The organism is Clostridium sp. UBA7791, assembly GCF_002480755.1.
In the GTDB taxonomy this organism is placed as follows: domain Bacteria; phylum Bacillota; class Clostridia; order Clostridiales; family Clostridiaceae; genus Clostridium_J; species Clostridium_J sulfidigenes.
The window spans coordinates 407,325-427,017 of record NZ_DLCT01000005.1 but is presented as its reverse complement, the minus strand read 5'-3'; the positions used below and the strand labels follow the sequence as shown (position 1 = coordinate 427,017).

The 19,693-nt window shown below is 29.0% G+C and carries 19 protein-coding genes; 8 read left to right on the top strand and 11 right to left on the bottom strand.

Translation table 11 applies throughout. The annotated features are described in order from the left end of the window. Positions 1 to 89: 89 nt before the first annotated feature. The 6 genes from B3Z56_RS07490 (at position 90) to B3Z56_RS07465 (ending at position 7,621) form a co-directional block, all read left to right on the top strand. The gene (locus B3Z56_RS07490) at positions 90 to 656 is read left to right on the top strand and encodes a chromate transporter (RefSeq protein ID WP_346848556.1); all 567 of its coding nucleotides are present in this window, start codon (positions 90 to 92) and stop codon (positions 654 to 656) included. Continuing rightward, positions 657 to 1,205 carry a chromate transporter gene (locus B3Z56_RS07485; RefSeq protein ID WP_346878536.1) on the top strand — a complete coding sequence of 183 codons (549 nt, stop codon included), beginning with the start codon at positions 657 to 659 and terminating at the stop codon, positions 1,203 to 1,205. It abuts the gene before it with no gap. A gap of 324 nt (positions 1,206 to 1,529) precedes the next feature. Next, positions 1,530 to 4,181: a cation-translocating P-type ATPase gene (locus B3Z56_RS07480; protein WP_346848554.1), complete on the top strand. Its 2,652-nt coding sequence runs from the start codon at positions 1,530 to 1,532 to the stop codon at positions 4,179 to 4,181. Between the two features lie 399 nt (positions 4,182 to 4,580). After that, on the top strand, positions 4,581 to 4,715 hold the full coding sequence (locus B3Z56_RS07475; protein ID WP_346848553.1) for a hypothetical protein: 135 nt from the start codon (positions 4,581 to 4,583) through the stop codon (positions 4,713 to 4,715). A 208-nt stretch (positions 4,716 to 4,923) separates the two neighbouring features. Continuing rightward, positions 4,924 to 6,210 (top strand): helix-turn-helix domain-containing protein, encoded by a 1,287-nt coding sequence (locus B3Z56_RS07470; RefSeq protein WP_346848552.1) that lies wholly within the window; start codon positions 4,924 to 4,926, stop codon positions 6,208 to 6,210. A gap of 361 nt (positions 6,211 to 6,571) precedes the next feature. Next, positions 6,572 to 7,621, top strand: coding sequence for a hypothetical protein (locus tag B3Z56_RS07465; RefSeq protein WP_346878535.1), 1,050 nt, complete (start codon positions 6,572 to 6,574; stop codon positions 7,619 to 7,621). Positions 7,622 to 8,036: 415 nt separating this feature from the next. Here B3Z56_RS07465 and B3Z56_RS07460 read toward each other — a convergent pair whose 3' ends face one another. The 6 genes from B3Z56_RS07460 to B3Z56_RS07435 form a co-directional block, all read right to left on the bottom strand. Then, a complete protein-coding gene (locus tag B3Z56_RS07460) occupies positions 8,037 to 8,177 on the bottom strand; it encodes a hypothetical protein (protein ID WP_346878534.1) in 141 nt (46 codons plus the stop codon). Further along, positions 8,177 to 8,356 carry a helix-turn-helix domain-containing protein gene (locus tag B3Z56_RS07455; RefSeq protein ID WP_035133168.1) on the bottom strand — a complete coding sequence of 60 codons (180 nt, stop codon included), beginning with the start codon at positions 8,354 to 8,356 and terminating at the stop codon, positions 8,177 to 8,179. Before B3Z56_RS07455 ends, B3Z56_RS07460 begins: the two co-directional genes overlap by 1 nt. A gap of 38 nt (positions 8,357 to 8,394) precedes the next feature. After that, complete coding sequence (locus tag B3Z56_RS07450) at positions 8,395 to 8,841, bottom strand: DUF2975 domain-containing protein (RefSeq protein ID WP_346848699.1); 447 nt, start codon at positions 8,839 to 8,841, stop codon at positions 8,395 to 8,397. Between the two features lie 146 nt (positions 8,842 to 8,987). After that, positions 8,988 to 9,824: a CvfB family protein gene (locus B3Z56_RS07445; RefSeq protein ID WP_346848549.1), complete on the bottom strand. Its 837-nt coding sequence runs from the start codon at positions 9,822 to 9,824 to the stop codon at positions 8,988 to 8,990. Between the two features lie 38 nt (positions 9,825 to 9,862). Then, entirely contained in the window at positions 9,863 to 10,360 is a 498-nt protein-coding gene (locus B3Z56_RS07440) for a GAF domain-containing protein (protein WP_346848548.1), read from the bottom strand. A gap of 95 nt (positions 10,361 to 10,455) precedes the next feature. Further along, positions 10,456 to 10,968 carry a gamma carbonic anhydrase family protein gene (locus B3Z56_RS07435; RefSeq protein ID WP_346848698.1) on the bottom strand — a complete coding sequence of 171 codons (513 nt, stop codon included), beginning with the start codon at positions 10,966 to 10,968 and terminating at the stop codon, positions 10,456 to 10,458. 483 nt (positions 10,969 to 11,451) lie between these two features. On the opposite strand from B3Z56_RS07435, the gene B3Z56_RS07430 reads away from it, so the two are divergent. Next, positions 11,452 to 14,451 carry a vitamin B12-dependent ribonucleotide reductase gene (locus B3Z56_RS07430; RefSeq protein WP_346848547.1) on the top strand — a complete coding sequence of 1,000 codons (3,000 nt, stop codon included), beginning with the start codon at positions 11,452 to 11,454 and terminating at the stop codon, positions 14,449 to 14,451. Between the two features lie 67 nt (positions 14,452 to 14,518). On the opposite strand, the gene B3Z56_RS07425 is transcribed toward B3Z56_RS07430, so the two are convergent. The 5 genes from B3Z56_RS07425 to ymfI all read right to left on the bottom strand — a co-directional run bounded on the left by B3Z56_RS07425 (position 14,519) and on the right by ymfI (position 19,240). Then, the gene (locus B3Z56_RS07425) at positions 14,519 to 15,910 is read right to left on the bottom strand and encodes a hypothetical protein (protein ID WP_346878533.1); all 1,392 of its coding nucleotides are present in this window, start codon (positions 15,908 to 15,910) and stop codon (positions 14,519 to 14,521) included. Beyond that, positions 15,907 to 17,304 carry a HAMP domain-containing sensor histidine kinase gene (locus tag B3Z56_RS07420; RefSeq protein ID WP_346848545.1) on the bottom strand — a complete coding sequence of 466 codons (1,398 nt, stop codon included), beginning with the start codon at positions 17,302 to 17,304 and terminating at the stop codon, positions 15,907 to 15,909. The genes B3Z56_RS07425 and B3Z56_RS07420 overlap by 4 nt, the downstream gene beginning before the upstream one ends. Continuing rightward, on the bottom strand, positions 17,305 to 17,991 hold the full coding sequence (locus tag B3Z56_RS07415; RefSeq protein WP_035133134.1) for a response regulator transcription factor: 687 nt from the start codon (positions 17,989 to 17,991) through the stop codon (positions 17,305 to 17,307). 87 nt (positions 17,992 to 18,078) lie between these two features. Then, a complete protein-coding gene (locus B3Z56_RS07410; RefSeq protein WP_346848544.1) occupies positions 18,079 to 18,417 on the bottom strand; it encodes a hypothetical protein in 339 nt (112 codons plus the stop codon). 85 nt (positions 18,418 to 18,502) lie between these two features. Then, complete coding sequence (gene ymfI / locus B3Z56_RS07405) at positions 18,503 to 19,240, bottom strand: elongation factor P 5-aminopentanone reductase (RefSeq protein ID WP_346848543.1); 738 nt, start codon at positions 19,238 to 19,240, stop codon at positions 18,503 to 18,505. 264 nt (positions 19,241 to 19,504) lie between these two features. On the opposite strand from ymfI, the gene B3Z56_RS07400 reads away from it, so the two are divergent. Further along, positions 19,505 to 19,675: a DUF362 domain-containing protein gene (locus B3Z56_RS07400; RefSeq protein WP_035133140.1), complete on the top strand. Its 171-nt coding sequence runs from the start codon at positions 19,505 to 19,507 to the stop codon at positions 19,673 to 19,675. Positions 19,676 to 19,693 lie beyond the last annotated feature (18 nt).

Here is a 19,693-nt window from a genome sequence, read left to right as displayed (position 1 = left end):
CTTGTCCTTTAATTATATTATAAATAAGGTTAAGGATTTTAGCTATATTTTCTTACTATTTACAGATTAAATTAATTTAGGAGGCAATTATGAAAACTTTAATTAATATGTTTATAACCTTCTTTAAGATAGGTGCCTTTACCTTTGGTGGTGGTTATGCCATGATTCCACTTATTGAAAGAGAAGTTGTAGATAAAAACCATTGGATAGACAAAGATGAATTTATAGATATAATAGCTATATCTCAAAGCTTTCCTGGAGCCTTAGCAATAAATAGCTGTACCTTCATTGGATACAAAATTAATGGAGTTCTAGGAGCTATCCTAGGACTTTTAGGTGTAGCCCTTCCCTCTTTTATCATTATAGTAATTATAGCTATGGCCTTCAGTAAATTCAGAAACCTTTATGTCATTGAACTTATCTTTAAAGGCATCAATGCTGCCGTTCCCCTTCTAATTTTAGTAGGTGTAAATAGCTTGGCAAAGGTTTTAGATAAAACAGCTGTTAATATAATTATTGTAATAGTCACTGTAATTCTTAGTGTATTTATGAATGTTAATCCTGTATATTTAATTCTTATTGCTGCTGTATATGGAATATATATTAATAGAAATCACCACATTGATAATTATAAAAATACAAAGGAGGAAAATTAGATGCTATTACTAAAGCTATATTTAGCCTTTCTTAAAATTGGAACCTTCGGCTTTGGTGGTGGATACGCTATGCTTCCTTTAATTCAAAAGGAAATTGTGGACAACAATGCTTGGCTATCTCAAACAGATTTCATGGATATCATAGGTATATCTCAAATGACTCCTGGTCCTATAGCTATAAATGCTGCAACCTTTGTAGGCTATAAAACTGGCGGAATTATAGGAAGTGTTCTATCTACACTAGGGGTTGTCACTACATCATTCATACTCATATCCTTTGCTAATTACTTCTTTAATAAATTTAAAAATTCAAAGATACTAGCTCATGCCTTAAAAGGAATGAGACCTGCTCTTATTGGACTTATAATTTCTGTATTTATAACTCTTAGCTACGAGTCCTATATAGATTTAAACAGTTTAATAATAGCAGCAATTATTGGTTTTCTACTTTATAAAACTAAAATTCATCCTATATTAATTATTGTTATTGCAGCATTTTTAGGTATATTATTCTATGGAATGATCCCTAATTTGCTTGCTAAGTTTTAATAAAAAATATCTTGTAATTTATTAGTACATCCCTTATAATTAATGTATAAAATATAATTACATATGAGGGAGTAATTAGTAGGATTATCCTATGGCAATGTCAACATCTTGGCTTTAAGTCTGGCTTTGCATTAAATAATGAGACTCATGTATAGTGCTTACGCTATATATGAGTCTTTTCTTTTTACATACATTACCTACATATGTGATTATGTTTTTGCAAATATTAATAAAAGAATATCTTTTATTAAATCTATGTAAGTTTTACTAACTAAATCTTAGATTTAGAGTATGGCTTAACACTATTAATTATGAGGTGATTTTATGTATTTTAATGACTCTATTGACGATGTTATAGGTAAGTTTAACACCAACCCAGATACTGGTCTTACTTCATCTCAAGTTGAGGAAATTAGGTCCAAGTATGGGTCTAATAAACTGGCATCAAAAAAGAAAAAAACTAAAGTCCAACTATTCTTTGCACAACTAAATGATATTCTAATTTATATCCTTATAGTTGCAGCTATACTATCTGTAGTTGTAGGAAAAGAAATAAGTGATGCAATTATTATCGGTATTGTTATTTTAGTTAATGCAACAGTTGGAATGATTCAAGAGTCTAAAGCCGAGAAGGCCCTTGATGCATTAAAGGAATTATCAACACCAAAGGCTATAGTAAAGCGTAATGGAGAATTAATAGAAATTCCTTCAGAGGAAGTAGTCCCTGGTGATGTAATTATCATCGATGCAGGTAGATTTATTCCTTGTGATATTCGTCTTATAGAAAGTGCTAACCTTAAGGTAGAAGAATCTGCCCTTACTGGTGAGTCTGTTCCTGTAGACAAGAATGCAAATCTTATCCTTGAAGATGAAAAAGTATCTCTTGGTGATAAAAAGAACATGGTATTTATGTCTACCTTAGCTACCTATGGTAGAGCTACAGGTATAGCTGTAGCTACAGGTATGAATACTGAAATTGGTAAAATAGCTAAAATGCTTGATGAAGGTGAAAATGAGCTTACACCTCTTCAAAAGAAACTTGAACAACTGGGAAAAGTTTTAGGTATTGCTGCTATTGGTATCTGTGCTATTATGTTTGCAGTCGGTTTATTACAAGATAGAGCTGTTACTGATATGTTCATGATTTCTATCAGCCTTGCTGTTGCGGCTATTCCTGAAGGTCTTGCTGCTATTGTAACTATAGTTCTTGCTTTAGGTGTTCAAAGAATGATAAAGCAAAATGCTATTATTAGAAAATTACCTTCTGTAGAAACTTTAGGTTCTGTGAATATTATATGCTCTGATAAAACTGGTACATTAACTCAAAATAAAATGACAGTAGTTAAATACTTTGCAGATAATAAACTAAAAGAAGTTAAGGAATTCAATATAAATAATGATGGCGAAAAACTTTTACTTGAAAACATAGTCCTTTGTAATGATGCTACTTCTACGGCTACATCAAAAACTGGAGATCCAACAGAAATAGCACTTTTAGATATGGGAAATATGTTTAACGTTTTTAAAGAAGAGTTAGATAAAACTCATAAAAGAGTTGATGAAATACCTTTTGATTCTGACAGAAAATTAATGACTACGGTAAACTCTTATGAAGATAAATTTAATGTAATGACTAAGGGTGCTACTGATAATCTTATTAATATATGTACTTCTGCTTATATTAATGGTGAAGTTGTACCTATGACTGAAGAAATTAAAAATGGTTTCTTAAAAGTTGCTACAGCTATGTCAGACGATGCTTTAAGAGTTCTAGGTGCTGCTTTTAAAACTGTTAACTCTACCCATGTAGAAGTTGATGAATTGGAAAAAGACTTAACATTCATTGGTCTTATTGGTATGATAGACCCTCCTAGACTAGAAGTTAAAGACTCTATAGAAATTTGTAAAACTTCTGGCATAAAAACTATAATGATTACTGGTGACCATAAAAATACAGCCTTTGCTATCGCTAAGGAACTATCTATTGCAGAGGATATAAACCAAGTAGCTAGTGGTGCTGACATAGATAACTTAACTGATGAGGAACTTTCAAGTAGATGTGAAAATCTAAGAGTTTTTGCTAGAGTATCTCCTGAGCATAAGGTTAGAATAGTTAAAGCCTTTAAATCTAAAGGAAATATTGTATCTATGACTGGCGACGGAGTTAATGATGCTCCATCCTTAAAGGCTGCTGATATTGGTGTAGCTATGGGTATCACAGGTACTGACGTTGCTAAAGGTGCCTCTGACATGGTATTAACAGATGATAACTTTTCTACCATAGTAGCAGCTATTGAAGAAGGTAGGAATATATTTAATAACATAAAAAAATCTGTAATATTCTTAATTTCTTGTAATGCCGGTGAGATTGTTGCTCTATTCTTTGGTATTCTCTTCGGATGGGCTGCACCACTTAATGCAACTCATATATTATGGGTTAATCTTATAACAGACTCCTTCCCAGCTCTTGCCCTAGGTGTAGACCCTGGTGATAAGGATGTTATGAAACATAAACCAAGAAGTCCTAAGGATAGTTTATTTAAGGGTTCTTTATTTACTCTTTTATTTAATGGTGTGTTAATTGGTATATTAACCCTTATAGGTTTCATTTATGGAGTTAACAAATACGGAGATGCCGGAGTTACTCTTGTTAACATAGCTAACAATCCTGAAGCTTTGATGCATGCTCAAACTATAGCCTTTGTAGTTCTTAGTGGAACTCAACTGATTCATTCTTTAAATATGAGAAGTTCAGATAAATCCATATTTAAAATTGGTTTGTTCTCAAATATGTATTTAATCTATGCAATGGTTGTTGGTATCGCATTACAAATGGCAGTTATTTATATACCGCCAATTGCTAGAATGTTCAATGTTATACCATTAACTTTAGCAGATTGGGGACTTGTTATTGTTCTAAGCTTAATACCTTTAGTTATAAATGAAATAATTAAACTATTTATCAAAGATAAATAAAAAAAGACAAATTTCAATAAAATTACAAGTAACTCATAAAGGATAGTATTAATATCTTTTATGAGTTACTTTTAAATTATAATACATTTTAATTACTTTTTCATTTTTATACATATTTATACAATGAGGAGAGATTTATGACGTAAATTTGTTGTTACTTTTTATATTTTATTATTGTATTCATACATATTATGTTATAAAATATAATTAATTACTGTGAATGTATTTTAAATATATACTAATAATCATCTTATATCGACATATAAATAATATTTTATCAAAAGAACTGTTAATTGAATACTTTTTTAAGATACATTGTGCATTAAAATAATTCTCAATTTTATCTTGTTCATAATTGTAAAGCTTAATATAAATATTAATATTAAAGGAGTGAATTTTATGAAAACTAAACTTACTAAAGGTATAGTATTTTTATGTGCACTAACTTTAACTGCTTTTATCGGAATTTCAATTTTAAATGAATCTGATCCTGGTCCAATTGGCAAAAATTCTATAATTATCAAAAATTTATAATTACTAACTGATTAAATTTTAGCTATATCTATAATAAAATTTTATTATAGATATAGCTAAAAATACTAATGGTACAATAAGTGAAATAGTAAATTTAATACATATACTGGAACTAATTATGCATTGTCTTTACATATAATTACCTATAAAATATAATTAACTACAAAATATATTTAACTACATTTATTTAACTAAGGAGGTGAAAGATTTGGATTTCTTAAGTCCTGGAAAAAGATTAAAAGCTCTTAGACAACAACTAAATATCAAGCAAGTAGAACTAGAAGAAATCGGTGTTTCTAGAAATTATATTAGTATGGTTGAAAGTGATAAAAGAAATCTTACCGGAGTAACCTTAGCAAACTATCTTAAATTTATGCAAAAAAAAGCTGATGAGCTTGAAACTAATGTAAATTTAGATGTAAATTATCTACTTCTTCCTGAAAAAGAAGACGCACGAAACTATTGTAATATGAAATTAGATTCTGTCTTAAGTCACAAAAATTTAGATGAAGTTATAAAAATAGGTGAAAAATATAAATTAGAAGATATACTTTTAAAATCTTACTTATTAAAGGGAAATTTACTATATGAAGAAAAATCATATAATACTGCCTTTGTATATTACTATAAAATACTAGAAATTCATAATGATAATAAAGATAACAGTAATAAATCTTTTGCATATATTAAGCTTTCTAAATGTAAGATTATGACTTTCTCCTATGAAGAAGCTCTCACATATTTATTTAAAGCCTATTCCTATTGTAAAGAGTTTAATGACGATGCTAATCTTAAAAATTGTTTATATAATATAGCCCTTGCATATAAAAAATCGGGTGAATATGATAATGCTCTTATATATATAGATGAGTTGCTAAATTTATGTAATGCTAACCACAATTTTGATTTATATATATCTACTATTATCTTGAAATGTAATTGTTATCTTAATAAAAAAGATTACTCTATTGCATTAACTATATATTTTGATATTCTAAATAACTTTAGTGAAAATATCGGAGTTCATTTAGGAATGATTTACAATAACATAGGGTTGATTTATTGTGAATTAAATGAAATAGATAAATCTATTGACTATTTTAATAGATCAATTAGCTTTAGAAAAGTACATGATATTGAACATATAAATCGGAGTATTATAGATATGTCTTCTGCATATGTAAAAGAAAATTCATATGATAAGGCTATAGAACTATTGTATGAAGGTATAGCTTTATGTGATAAATATTCTGATGCAGAGTTTTTAATAAGAGGCTACTCTATATTGGAAGATATTTATATAAAATTAAATGATAATAATAAACTTGAAGAAATATATCTTATATTAATAAAAATTTTTAAAGATGCAGATTTAGCTAAAATTTTAAATATATATATTAAACTATCTTTACTCTATATTGAAATGGAAAAATATGATAAGTCTAAAGAAATTCTATACGAAGCTAAAAATTTAAAAAAATCTTTTAAAAAGTGATTCAAAATATTGAATCACTTTTTTATTTTAAATATGTATCCTTTTACAAATATATAAATTATTATAAATTTCTAGAACTTTCATGTTCAAAAAATGACATAATGATGACAACATAGGATTTGTAGTTACAACAACTTTCTATATAGTTAATTATATTGTATTTTTTTATTTATATATAAAATTTTCGCATGTTTTTATGATATACATAGAATTTCAGTCTAAATAATTTCATTTCATTTATATTATCCAAATGTTGCACTAATTGTTAAGTTACTATAGACTAATATATATGAATATAATTTAATTTGCTTAAATATAAGTAAAAGGATTTTTCTTTTACTTGAATAAGGGGATGAATGATTTGATATTAAGTGAAGAAACTAAAGCTAGAACTTATTGCACTGATAAACTTATGTTAAACTTAACTGATGATGAACTTGATGAGATAATTCATATTGGAGAACTTAATAAGTTAATAGATATACTTCCTTCTCTATATGTTAAAAAAGGAAATCTTCTATATGATAAAAGTCTATTTAATGAAGCTTTTGTATTCTATGCTAAAACCTTGGAATTATATAATGCTATTCCTACAAAAGATGATGATATGATATTTATATATAATAAATTAGCTAAGTGTAAAATCAAAACCCTTTGTTATGAAGAAGCCTTAGCATATCTATGTACATGCCATTCTTTTACCTTAGAAAATAAGGATAAAAATAATTATTATAATTGTACCTATAATATAGCTTTAACCTATAAAAAGTTAGATGATTTTGATAATTCTATTTTTTATATAGATAAATTATTAGATACTATTGATATTAATACTGAGCTAACCATGTATATTCAAGGAACAATTTTAAAAGCTAACTGTTATCTTAGAAAAAATTCTACTTTGCAAGCTATAACTCTATATAAAAAACTTCTTTATAATTTTAGTGATAAATTAGGAATCTACCAAGGACATTTATATAATAATATAGCTTTAGCTTATCTATATGAAAATAATAATGATGTTGCCCTAAAGTATTTTAATAAAGCTGTTCACTTTAGAACATCACATGATAAACCTAATCTTGCTAGTACATTAATGGACATAGCTAAATTCTATATTAAAGAAGGTTCCTATAAGAACGCTATTTCTAAAATAGAAGCTGGATTAAAGTTGGCTAAAAAATATTCTGATAGTGAAAATTCACTACTAGGTTATAGTCTTTTAGAACAAATATATAGGGAACTAAATGATATTGAAGAACTTAGAACTCTCTATTCTGAAATGATAGAAAACTTTAAAGATGTTGATCCTAATATAACTATGGAGATATACTCAAAACTTTCTAACCTTTTGCCTGATGCTATTGGATATAATAAGTTAGACACTATTTTTAGAGTAAGTAAACTATAAATTAAAACTTAATACAATAAAAGGATTGGAAGTTCCAATCCTTTTATTTAGTCTTAAATCACCTGTAAGATTCGTATATTTCTAAAGTATTACCATCTAAAATAAATACAATAAAATCACTTTTATTATTTTTATCCATATAAAAATATTTAGCTTCTTTGCTTAGTTTTTCTATTACTTTTCAGGATTACCATCAGATATACTAATTTCCTTATGATTTATTTTATCTCTATCTTCCAATAGCATAACACCATCATAGGATATTCTAAAAGGTATCTCCTCATAGTTAAACCACTGAAAAGAATTATTTAATTTCTCTAAGTCTTCTTCATCATGGTAAATTACTTCATTAATTTCATCTCCATCACCGCCAAAACCCCCTCTAGTACTTCCTATGAGAGTTAGTTTATCTGGTTTAGGTAATTTTTATGTTCCAATTGGCTTCTAGGCATTCTGTGTAGGTTGGAAGTATTATAGGTCTTACTTTAATATAAGTTAATAGTAAAATTATCGTAACTACAATCCCTAATATTGTAGCTAAAACTTTCTTCTTCATTACTCCTCCTTATATTCCAATATATCACCAGGTTGACAATCCAAGGCCTTACATATAGCTTCTAAAGTAGTAAATCTTATTGCCTTTGCCTTATTATTTTTTAAAATAGATAAGTTAGCCATGGTTATGCCAACTTTTTCTGAAAGTTCAGTAGCGCTCATCTTTCTCTTAGCCATCATTACATCTACGTTAACAATTATCAATTAATCCACCTTCCTTATATAGTAAGATCATTTTCTTCTTGTAGTTCAATTCCATTATTTATAAGCTCTCTTACTACTGAAGAAATGATAAATACCATCATGGTAGCAAAAGTTATAACTATACAAATTAAATTTTTATATAAGAATATTGTTCCTGCTAAATAAGTAACAAAAGCTATGAATGAGCATATACTTATCACCTTTAGCGACTTTATACTCTCTTTACAAAAAGGACTTCCTTTTAATAGCTTTCCACTTAATTTCATTACTGAAATAAGTATTAATAAAAATGGTATATAAGTTATATATAAGAATATTTTTATTCCTCCGCCTATATCTAACCCAGCAGTAGATATATTACCAAGATACCAATTTACTATATTAGGTAATGTTGCTCCAGCTATTATAGTTATAACTACGGATAAAACTGATACAATATATAGTATCTTTCTAAATAACATATTTTTCAAATTTATCACCTCTAACCAAAGCTTATCACAAGTGGCTTTTTACGTCAATAAATATTTATTGTTATTCAATAAATATAATATTACTTAAAAAGCTACCTCAAAATAATTCTGAGATAGCTTTTAACTTTATTCATATTTTATTTTAACCTAGTACCATTTTCATCTTGCTCTATAAGTCCTTTTTTCATCAGTGCCCCTAAAGATCTCTTAAAGGCATTCTTGCTAGCCTTAAAATATTTTTTTATATCATCTGGATTAGACTTATCATTAAATCTCATTGAACCTTGGTTCTTCTTTAAGTAGCTAAGAATAACCTCCTCTAATTCTCCCATTTCCTCAAGACGAGGTTTTCTTGTGGTGATTTGAATTTTACCATCATCAAAGTATTTCTTTACTCTAGCCTTTATTTTATCACCAATGGAAATGTCGTCATAACATTCACTTTTTAATATAATTCCTCTGAATGTATTGTCTATAGCTACAACTAAATTTCCATTAGAATGTTTTCCATAAACTACGCCTTCTACCTCTTCTCCAACATTATAATGAGTAGTATCATGTAAGTATCTATCTACTCTAGTTGTTGCAGCTATTCTGTTAGTTTTATCTACATATAGATAAAATAAATATTTTTTGTCTACTTCTAATTCAGCGGGTGCTTCCCTAAATGGAACTAATACATCCCTTTCTATACCTATGCTAATAAAGTATCCTATTCCAGTCTTATCTACTACTTTTAAGTAAGCTAACTCTCCTACTTGAGCTTCTACTGGCTTCATAGTAGCTATAGGTCTGTCCTTAGAGTCTCGGTATACAAATACATCTACTTCATCCTCTACGCCTATTTCACCCACTATATTTCCCTTTGGTATTAGTATGTCTTCAGAAGTTGTCTTTCCCTCTGCATCTAAATAATATCCAAATTCACAACTTCTTGATACTTTAAGAGTATTAATTTTTCCTAATTCTATCATTTATTTTCTCCTATCCACTTTTAAAACTTTGCTTATATTTATAATTGACTCCAATCAATATATTTATTAAGCTTATCTACAAATTTTATTAAATATTTCTCTTCTAATTCTGTAAATGTGTTAAATTCATAACTATCTATATCTAGTACTCCATAAACCACATCATCTTTTATTATTGGAATTACTATTTCAGAATTTGATGCCGAATCACAGGCAATGTGTCCTGGAAAATCATGAACATTATCTATTCTTTGAATTTTCTTAGTTGCTACTGCTGTTCCACATACTCCTTTTCCTATAGCTATTCTATTACAAGCTGGTAAACCTTGAAATGGTCCTAAAACTAGCTCTTCATTTTTTACAAAGTAAAATCCACTCCAATTTAATTTATCAAAAATAGCATATATAATGGCAGATGCATTGGAAATATTTGCATATATGTCTTTTTCCGAACTTAACTGGCCTTCTAAGAGGATTAACATGTATTTATATTTTTCTTCTGTAGTCATTTTTTTTATTACATCTAACTTTATCAAAATTATCTCTCCTAGCATAATTTTATTATCTAAAACTACATAAAATTCAAATTGCTTATTATAAGACTAACTTATATTGTCTCAATAGCATTATTTTACTCTTGAATTTCTTTATGCTCTCTTCCCATATTAACATAATTCTCAGCTGAAGACTTTATAGATTTAATTTCTTCTTCTGTTAACTCCCTTACCACCTTAGCAGGGCTTCCTATACATAATACTCCACTTGGGATTATTTTATTTTGAGTTACAAGGCTTCCTGCTCCTATAATTGTATTATCTCCTATTTCAGCACCATTTAGTATTATTGATCCCATTCCTACTAACACATTATTTCCTACATTACACCCATGAATTATGCAGTTATGACCTATGGTAACATTATCTCCTATCCTAGTTGATATTCCAAAATCATTATGTACTGTAGAATTTTCTTGAATGTTAGTATTTTTTCCTATACTGGTGGTATCCATATCACTTCTAATTACCACGCTATACCATACATTAGTATTTTCTCCTATAGTTACATCCCCTATTACCGTTGCATTTTCTGCTATAAAACATGTATCATCTATAATTGGTGTATTCCCTTTAATTGCTTTTATCATTTTCCATCCATCCTTTATACTTGAAATTTCCATAATTTTCATTCAACCATTTTAATTTCTTAAAACTATATGAACACAACAATAATTATTATCTTTTATATAAGGTAATGATACCATAATTTAAAAGTCTATTGTGTAATAATTTATTTTTTCCTATTATTCATCACCTAATTACTGAATTATGTATTTATTTTCCCATATGTATTATGAAATTATATTAGTTTGTAATAATTTTTATAACTTTGTCATAAAATTTTATTAGTTAATCAGTTGAAGTGGTTAGGGTACTGAAATCTACTTAATTTAAGGCTATTTTCAGGTGTGAACAAGCACAGTTTAATGGAAATTTCAATAGTTGTAAGAAAAAAAATTATATAATATAATACAACATATAGTGCAAAAGCACATTTCGGACACAATATATAGTATATGAAGTATTTAGGGGGTGACTTGCTAATCATAACAGTGTGATTAGCTTTTATAATGAAGAGTATTAACAATATAATAAAAAGATACTACACAAAAGAGTTAGAAACTAATAAAGATTTGACAGTATACGATTTATTCCAGTGGAAAAAAGTTGACGTAATTTTAAAAGACTATAAAAAAGGTACCATTCTCGTAGATATGAAGGACTTAGAATTTCCAATTCACTATTCACAAAATGCTTGTGATATAATTGCTTCTAAATATTTCAAAAGAGCTTTAGTACCTAATGAAGTAGGCTATGAAAATAGTCTTAAAATGGTGGCACATAGATTAGTTAATTTTTGGTGTGCATCTCTAAAGGATGAAGGTTTAATAACTAATGATGAGGAGTTTACAATACTTTATGATGAATTAGTTTATTGCTTCTTAAATCAAATGTATGCACCAAATTCACCCCAATGGTTTAATACTGGATTAAAGCTTTCTTATGATATAGCTGGTGAGCATCAAGGTCATTTTTATTATGATGAGAACTTAAAAAAAGTTGTTAAAAGCGTAGATAACTATACTAGAACTCAAGCTTCTGCTTGCTTTATTTTATCTATACAAGATAAACTTTTAGGACCTCATTCAATTTCTGAGCAATATGTAACAGAAACTAAACTATTTAAGGGTGGTTCTGGATGTGGAACTAACTATTCAACTCTTAGAGCTAAAGACGAAAAGCTTTCTGCTGGTGGAATTTCTTCAGGTGTTATGAGCTTTTTAAAGGGCTTTGATAGAAATGCTGGAACTATAAAATCTGGTGGTACTACAAGACGTGCAGCTAAAATGGTTTGCCTTGATATAGATCACCCAGAAATTAGAGAATTTATAAATTGGAAGGCTAGAGAAGAAGATAAGGTTCGTGCTTTAGGTAAAATGGGCTATGATGCTTCCTTTGAAGGCGAAGCTTATGAAACTGTATCCGGTCAAAACGGTAATAACTCTATAAGATTCAGCGATGAATTCATGAAAAAAGTTGAAAATCTATCTGAAAATCCAGATGAAGTAATAACTTTAAAGGGAAGAATAGATGAAAAAATTAATAAGGATGTTAAAGTTAGTGAGCTATGGGACGAATTCAACTTAGCTTCATGGCAATGTGCTGACCCAGCACCTCAATTTGATGATACCTTCAACGCTTGGCATACATGTCCCGGTGGTGAAGATGGAGACCTTGGTGCAAAGCATAATAGATTAAATTCTACTAACCCATGTGGTGAATATGCTTTCTTAGATGATACATCTTGTAACTTAGCTTCAATTAATATATATAAGTTCTATAACAAGGATAGTAAAGTATTTGATTTAGATGGATATGTTCATATGGTATCTTTGCTACAACTTATGCTTGAATCTTCTGTTCACTGGGGTCAATTCCCAACAGAAGATATTGCAAGAAAAACATATATGTTTAGAACAACAGGTCTTGGAATTGCAAACCTAGCTTCTCTTCTTATGGTAATGGGTTATGCTTACGATTCAGAAGAAGCTAGACAATTAACTGCTTCTCTAATTGGAGTGCTTACTGGAGCTTCTTACGTTACTTCTGCCCTTATGGCTGAAAAAGTAGGACCATTCGAAAAATATGACATTAATAAAGATGCAATGCTTAGAGTAATAAGAAATCATGGAAGGGTTGCAGGAGCGCTAGATAGTGAATACGAAGACCTTCACTATAGCCCTGTGGAAGTTAATCATGAAATTCTTAAGGCAGAAGGTAATACTGAGCTATCTGAACTTTTAAAAACTCTTTGGCAAGAAGCTGTAGAGTATGGTGAGAAATTTGGATATAGAAATGCTCAAGTATCTGTAATAGCTCCAACTGGAACAATTTCATTTGCTATGGATTGTGGTGCTACTTCTATTGAACCATACTTCTCCCACTTTGTTTATAAAAAATTATCCGGTGGTGGATTTATGACTATAGTAAATCCAATTATAGAAGATGCCCTTGATAACCTTGGATACTCACAAGATGAAATTAAAGACATAGTAGATTATATTCTTAGAAAAGAAATGGTTAATGAAAATGGATATGAGTATGAAAAAATTATAGATGGTAAAATTGAAGGAGCTCCTCATCTTAAAGAAGAACATATTCACATTTTTGATACAGCAAACAAATGTGGAAGTGGTGAGAGATATATTAAGCCTATGGGACACGTTCTAATGATGGCTGCCATCACACCTCTTATATCTGGTTCAGTTTCTAAGACGGTAAACCTACCTAAAACAGCTACTGTAGATGACTTTAAAAAGGTTGTCCTTGATTCTTGGAACCTTGGGGTAAAAGGAATATCTCTTTATAGAGATGGATGCAAAGCTAGTCAACCTTTAAATACAGTTTTAGAAGAAGAAAATGATGCAGATTTAGAAAAGCTAACTTATGAAGAGCTTTTATCTAAAGCTAAAGAACTACAAAATCAAACTACTTCATCTACTGTATTTACTCGTGAAAAACCAATTGGTATTAGATTTGGAACTACTCATCCTGCTCAAATAGATGATGTTAAAATATACACTACAGTTAATAGAAGAACAAATGGGGAAATTTCTGAAATTTATATAACTACAGATAGAGAAGGAACTATAATAACTGGACTCTTAAATTCTCTTTCTAAATCTATTTCTGTAATGCTACAATATCACGTTCCTGCAGCAGATATTGCTAAAATGCTTAGAGGCCAAAAATATGAACCTTATGGCTTTGTGCAAAAACATCCTTACATTAAGCATGTTAGCTCCATCTCTGACTTAATCAGTAAAGTTATAGATATTGAGCTTGGTGACTATTCTCGTTGCCAAATTAAACCTAACCCTAAGGATATGGTAAAACCAATAATTCATCATAATGAAGTATCTACTACTTCTATTGACCATGGGAAATCAGAAATAAAAGGTGAGCGTATTTACTCCGAGGTTTGTTCAAACTGTTCAAGTACAAACTTAGTGAGAAATGGTACATGTAAGGTTTGTCAAGATTGTGGAACAACCACTGGATGTAGCTAAAATTATACATGATAACTAAAAAGCCAGGCAAATTATTGCCTGGCTTTTCCTTGGTTTATATACTACACTATTTACTTGACCTAAGTAATGAATTTACTTGTTCTGTCCAATATCCTACAAATTCTGCCATGGCCCATTCTGCCATAACTATCTCCTCATCACCATTTAAAGAAATAGTTAACTCTGGTGATTCACTGATTTTTCCATCTTCTATTTTATATCCATATAAACTTGATTTTGTCTTTATTATAGTCATATTTTTATTAGGGGACGATAATGCATCCTCCGCTGATGGAACCTGATTTTTAATTCCTTGCCATGATGTAAATAGCCTATCATACCTAGCTACATTCTTAGATACTTTTAAAGGAATATTTATATTATTTTCAATACTTTCATCCTTTTTACTATGAACAGTATAAATCTGCCATCTTCCTTGATTTCTTTTGATAGAAACATCTGTAAACTTATTTATATCTTCTATATGAAGTCCTTGTGCTTCATTATTAAACTTAGTTATATTTTTCTGTTCACTAATATTTCCTAAGGAAACTGCTCCTTTACCTTCCATATTCATAGTATCAATTAAATATGTCCCTACCTTTTCCGCCCTATGATCTTCTCCTTGTTCATGAATTTTAATACTTATATAATCATTTCCTATAAAATTTATCTCTTTAGATACATTTATATTTGGTTCTTTACTTACTTTTAGATCAGCTTGCTTTTCAGATGGATTGCCACTTAAAAATACAAATTCTATATTATCCTTATAATTGTTTTCAATATATTCTCTATGAATTGAAACCTTGAAAAATCCATTTTTACGTGGTAAAAGTAGGAATGGAACCTCTTTACTATATATTTTTTTACCATCATAGGATATCCAAAGAGTTTTATATGTAAATCCCTCATCAGTTTTATCTTTAATGCCTATTAATACTCCATTACTAATTTTCTCACTATCTGCTATTTCATCTACACCGGTTTTTTCATTGATATTCTCCATGGGTTTATCATCTACTTTTTCAAGATAAAGTAAAACATCGTCCTGTATTACTAATATACCTTTATCTATAACAATAACTTCCTTTAAATATGTATTTTTAGATGATATGGTTACAACTTCTACTTCCTTAGTATCTTTTAAATAATCAGGTATAAAGCCTATAGTATTATAAATGTATTGTTCACCATTTACTAATTTAGCTTTATAAGTTATGTTCTTGTATGCCTTATCAAACATAAATACTTCTTCATTACTAAAACTCACTTTGCTGTCTAACAAATTACAATTAAATACTTCCTCTTCTGTAATTCCCACATAATTTTTAACTTGCCATTGTCCCTTTAAAATAGAATCATTATTTGGTTTCTTTACTTCTATGTTAAATTTATTACAACCAGTAAGAATAAGTGCTAACATAAAAGTTATCAGTATTCTTATTAATCTTTTCATCTCATATCTCCTCTAGGTAACATTATAATAACCTCTGTACCCTTTTGTAATTCACTATCTATCTTTAAAATTCCGCTATGCTGAGTTATAATTTCTTCACATATAGAGAGTCCTATACCATTGCTTGCATTTATATTTCTTCCCTTATAAAATTTTTCTTTAACATGAGGTAGTTCATCTTTAGAAATTCCATAGCCATAATCTTTAATTGATATAGTTAAATATTTTTCATCTTCTACTAGCTTAACTACTATTTTAGAATCATTAGGTGAAAACTTTATAGCATTATCTAAAATATTTATTAAAACCTGTTTCATTCTATTTTTATCAACTTCTATAGGTTTAACCTGTAGTTCTTCAAATATGACCTCTATTCCTCTAGACAGTAGTTTAGGTTCTAATTGTCTTAATATATCTTGAGTAAATTCACCTATACTTATCACTTCTTTTCTTAAAGTGATTTTACCTGAAATTAACTTTGAAAAGTCCAATAATTCTTCTACTAGATAAGTTAATCTTTCAACCTCTGACTCTATAATTTTAAGACCTTCTCTTACTTCTTCTTTATCTTCTAAATCTGAGGACTCTAACACAATGGCCCATCCCTTAATAGAAGTTAGAGGTGTTCTAAGTTCATGGGATACAGATGATATAAATTCATTCTTTAGTCTTTCATTTTTTAGTATCTCCTCAGACATATAGTTTAGAGTATCAGCTAAACTTCCTATCTCATCCTTAGAGTAATTTGGTATACTCTCTTTAAAGTTACCCTTAGCCATCTTTTCTGCTCCCACAGAAACTAGTTTTAAAGGCTTCATTATACTATTAGAAATAAATAAACTTATAGTAGACGAAATAGAAATTACTAGTATACCTAATAAAATTATTATAAACAATATTTCCCTTATGCTTTTATCTATACCTTCAGTAGAGGCGCTAAATCTCAATATTCCATCTACATCTGTATCAAAAGAAAGTGGATATGCTACACAAATAATCTTTTCATTCTTATTTTCATTTTGATATATATTAGCTTCCCCTTCAGTATTACCACTAGCTGCTGCTTTAACTTCTCTAGTTAATATTCTGTCCTTTGAAATATATCCTGAAGAATCCATCATAACATTACCTTCTAAGTCTATTATTTGAACTCTACAATCCGTATTACTCCAAAATGTATCATTATCATTAAATATATTCTCTTTTACAGTATTGGAGGACAAGTATGTATTATAAAAATCTGATGATATCTTGATTTGGCCATATATAGTATCCTCTAGATTTCTATAGTAATATCCTTTGATAGCTATGTAAACCATAATTTGAACTATGAATATGGTTATAGCTATTACAATTATATTACTGCTAGAAATCTTAGTTTTTAAGGATTTCACTTAATCTTCCCTCCACTTATATCCTGTTCCCCAAACAGTTTCAATATATTTAGGTTTAGATGAGTTATCTTCTATCTTACTTCTAATACGTCTTATATTTACATCAATAATTTTATTTTCCCCTATGTAATTATAGCCCCACACCATATCTAGAAGTTCATCTCTGCTAAAGGCCTTGTTTGGATTTTCCATAAACATTTTTATAAGCATATATTCTTTAGGGGTTAATTCTATCTCTACTCCACTTTTATATAGTACCTTACTATCCAAATCTATTTTAAAAGCTCCAGATATAATTTCTCTACTCTTAAGACCATTTCCTAGTTCCATTCTTCTAAGTAAAGATTTAATAATAGCTATAAGCTCTAATGGGTTGAAGGGCTTTATAATATAGTGATCTGCACCAAACTCTAATCCCATAATTTTATCCCCATCTTGCGCTCTAGCAGTAAGCATTATTATTCCCATCTGTGGATAACTTTTCTTTAAAATTTCACACACTTTATATCCATCAATTCCAGGAAGCATTATATCAAGTATTACAATATCAGGGCTCTCTTTTGCAACTTCTTCAATACCAAGTTCTCCTGTTTCTGCTTCTACTACCTGAAAGCCCTCTCTCTTAAGGCTTATTTTTACAAACTTTCTTATATGTTCTTCATCTTCAATTAATAATATTTTCTTCATTATATTCACCTCTAATGTACAAAAGCACCAATAGTAAAATAAATTAACATCGGTGCTTCTTGTTCGTAATTCTTATTTTCTCTTTAACTATTCTTCCTTATCATTACTTTCTTCATACTCTTCTACATCTACAATAGTAGAATCGCTATAGTCTATATAAGATTCTGAGTCTGGAGTTACATTGGCACTATTGCTACCTTGTGGCCTTCCATTCTCATTAGAAGAATAAAATTCGTTAGTTTCCTTTTTCACCTTATATTTTAAGTACATTATACTAAGGGTTATTATAATTACAATCCCTAAAATAAGCCATAAAATTCCTTTGAATACAATTCCTAAAACTCCAAAAATCAATGGAGAAAATATAAATAACAGTATACATACAAATATAACTTTTATTAATGTTTTCATCTCAACACTATTCATAAATTCTAATTCCTTTCTATATGTATCAATTAAATAATTAATATACTATCTGATTTTAAAATTATTATCTGCTTTAAAGGTAAATTTAAAAGCCCCCGTTTACATTTAGTATTTCCCCTGTGATATAGCTACTATCCTTACTAGCTAAAAATACAGCAGCTCTTCCCACTTCTGATACACTTCCAAATCTCCCCATGGGTATTTCCTCTGTTAATTCCACTCTTTCTTCCTCTTTCATCCACATGTTCATCTTAGTTTCGATAACACCCGGTGCTATGGCATTTACTTTTATATTACTTAATGCTAGTTCCTTAGCTAAGGCCTTTGTAAAGGAATTTATAGCTCCCTTTGATGCAGAATATAAAACTTCGCAGGCAGCTCCTTCACCTCCCCAAACTGATGATATATTAATAATGCTACCTTCTTTTCTTGAAATCATATGATTAACTACAGAGTTTGTAGTATTAAATACTGACTTAAAATTTACAGACATAATTTTATCAAAATCTTCTTCAGTGTCATCCATAAATAGTCCTATTTTAGAAATAGCTGCATTGTTTACTAATACATCCACTCTGCCCAATTTCTCTAGAGTATATTCTATTAATTCCTTAGAAAAGTTATAATTACTTACATCTCCTTTAAATAAAGTACAATAATTTCCCATGGAACTAATTTGATTTAAAGTCTCCCTTGCACTTTCATCATCGTTAAAATAGTTTAGTACTAATATTGCTCCTTCTTTAGCAAATTCTAAGGCTATTCCCTTACCTATACCTCTTGTTCCTCCTGTAATTACTACCACTTTTCCCTTTAATTTCATTTTCATACCTCTTAAAACTTCTTTAATTCCCATTGTAGTTATTTTAACATTTGTTTTTTTATAGCACTAGTTATATGTACTGAAAATAAATTAATTTAAATAAATGTTAATATATTTTACATTTACTTTAATTAGTTCATTTATTAACTATAAAATTAATTTATTTCTTGTATTTTTTATTATATTTAAATATAAATCCTCTTTATTATTATATCATAATATGGTATGATAATCATGATTTAATAGTAAAGGGGGGTCTTTTTCATGGCTTATAAAATAGTAGATACTTGCATCTCTTGTGGTGCTTGCGAATCTGAATGTCCAGTTAGCTGCATAAGTGCAGGAGATGGATTATACGTTATCGATGCTGATTCTTGTATCGAATGTGGTGCTTGTGCTAGCGTTTGCCCAGTTGGTGCTCCAGTTCAAGACTAATTGAAATAAAAAATAGAT

Bases quoted from the DNA above. Each gene is read 5' to 3' on its own strand.
- B3Z56_RS07490 (WP_346848556.1), top strand. From the start codon at position 90: ATGAAAACTTTAATTAATATGTTTATAACCTTCTTTAAGATAGGTGCC.
- B3Z56_RS07485 (WP_346878536.1), top strand. From the start codon at position 657: ATGCTATTACTAAAGCTATATTTAGCCTTTCTTAAAATTGGAACCTTC.
- B3Z56_RS07480 (WP_346848554.1), top strand. From the start codon at position 1,530: ATGTATTTTAATGACTCTATTGACGATGTTATAGGTAAGTTTAACACC.
- B3Z56_RS07475 (WP_346848553.1), top strand. From the start codon at position 4,581: ATGAAAACTAAACTTACTAAAGGTATAGTATTTTTATGTGCACTAACT.
- B3Z56_RS07460 (WP_346878534.1), bottom strand. From the start codon at position 8,177: ATGAAGAAGAAAGTTTTAGCTACAATATTAGGGATTGTAGTTACGATA.
- B3Z56_RS07455 (WP_035133168.1), bottom strand. From the start codon at position 8,356: ATGATGGCTAAGAGAAAGATGAGCGCTACTGAACTTTCAGAAAAAGTT.
- B3Z56_RS07450 (WP_346848699.1), bottom strand. From the start codon at position 8,841: ATGTTATTTAGAAAGATACTATATATTGTATCAGTTTTATCCGTAGTT.
- B3Z56_RS07445 (WP_346848549.1), bottom strand. From the start codon at position 9,824: ATGATAGAATTAGGAAAAATTAATACTCTTAAAGTATCAAGAAGTTGT.
- B3Z56_RS07435 (WP_346848698.1), bottom strand. From the start codon at position 10,968: ATGATAAAAGCAATTAAAGGGAATACACCAATTATAGATGATACATGT.
- B3Z56_RS07430 (WP_346848547.1), top strand. From the start codon at position 11,452: ATGAAGAGTATTAACAATATAATAAAAAGATACTACACAAAAGAGTTA.
- B3Z56_RS07425 (WP_346878533.1), bottom strand. From the start codon at position 15,910: ATGAAAAGATTAATAAGAATACTGATAACTTTTATGTTAGCACTTATT.
- B3Z56_RS07415 (WP_035133134.1), bottom strand. From the start codon at position 17,991: ATGAAGAAAATATTATTAATTGAAGATGAAGAACATATAAGAAAGTTT.
- B3Z56_RS07410 (WP_346848544.1), bottom strand. From the start codon at position 18,417: ATGAATAGTGTTGAGATGAAAACATTAATAAAAGTTATATTTGTATGT.
- ymfI (WP_346848543.1), bottom strand. From the start codon at position 19,240: ATGAAATTAAAGGGAAAAGTGGTAGTAATTACAGGAGGAACAAGAGGT.
- B3Z56_RS07400 (WP_035133140.1), top strand. From the start codon at position 19,505: ATGGCTTATAAAATAGTAGATACTTGCATCTCTTGTGGTGCTTGCGAA.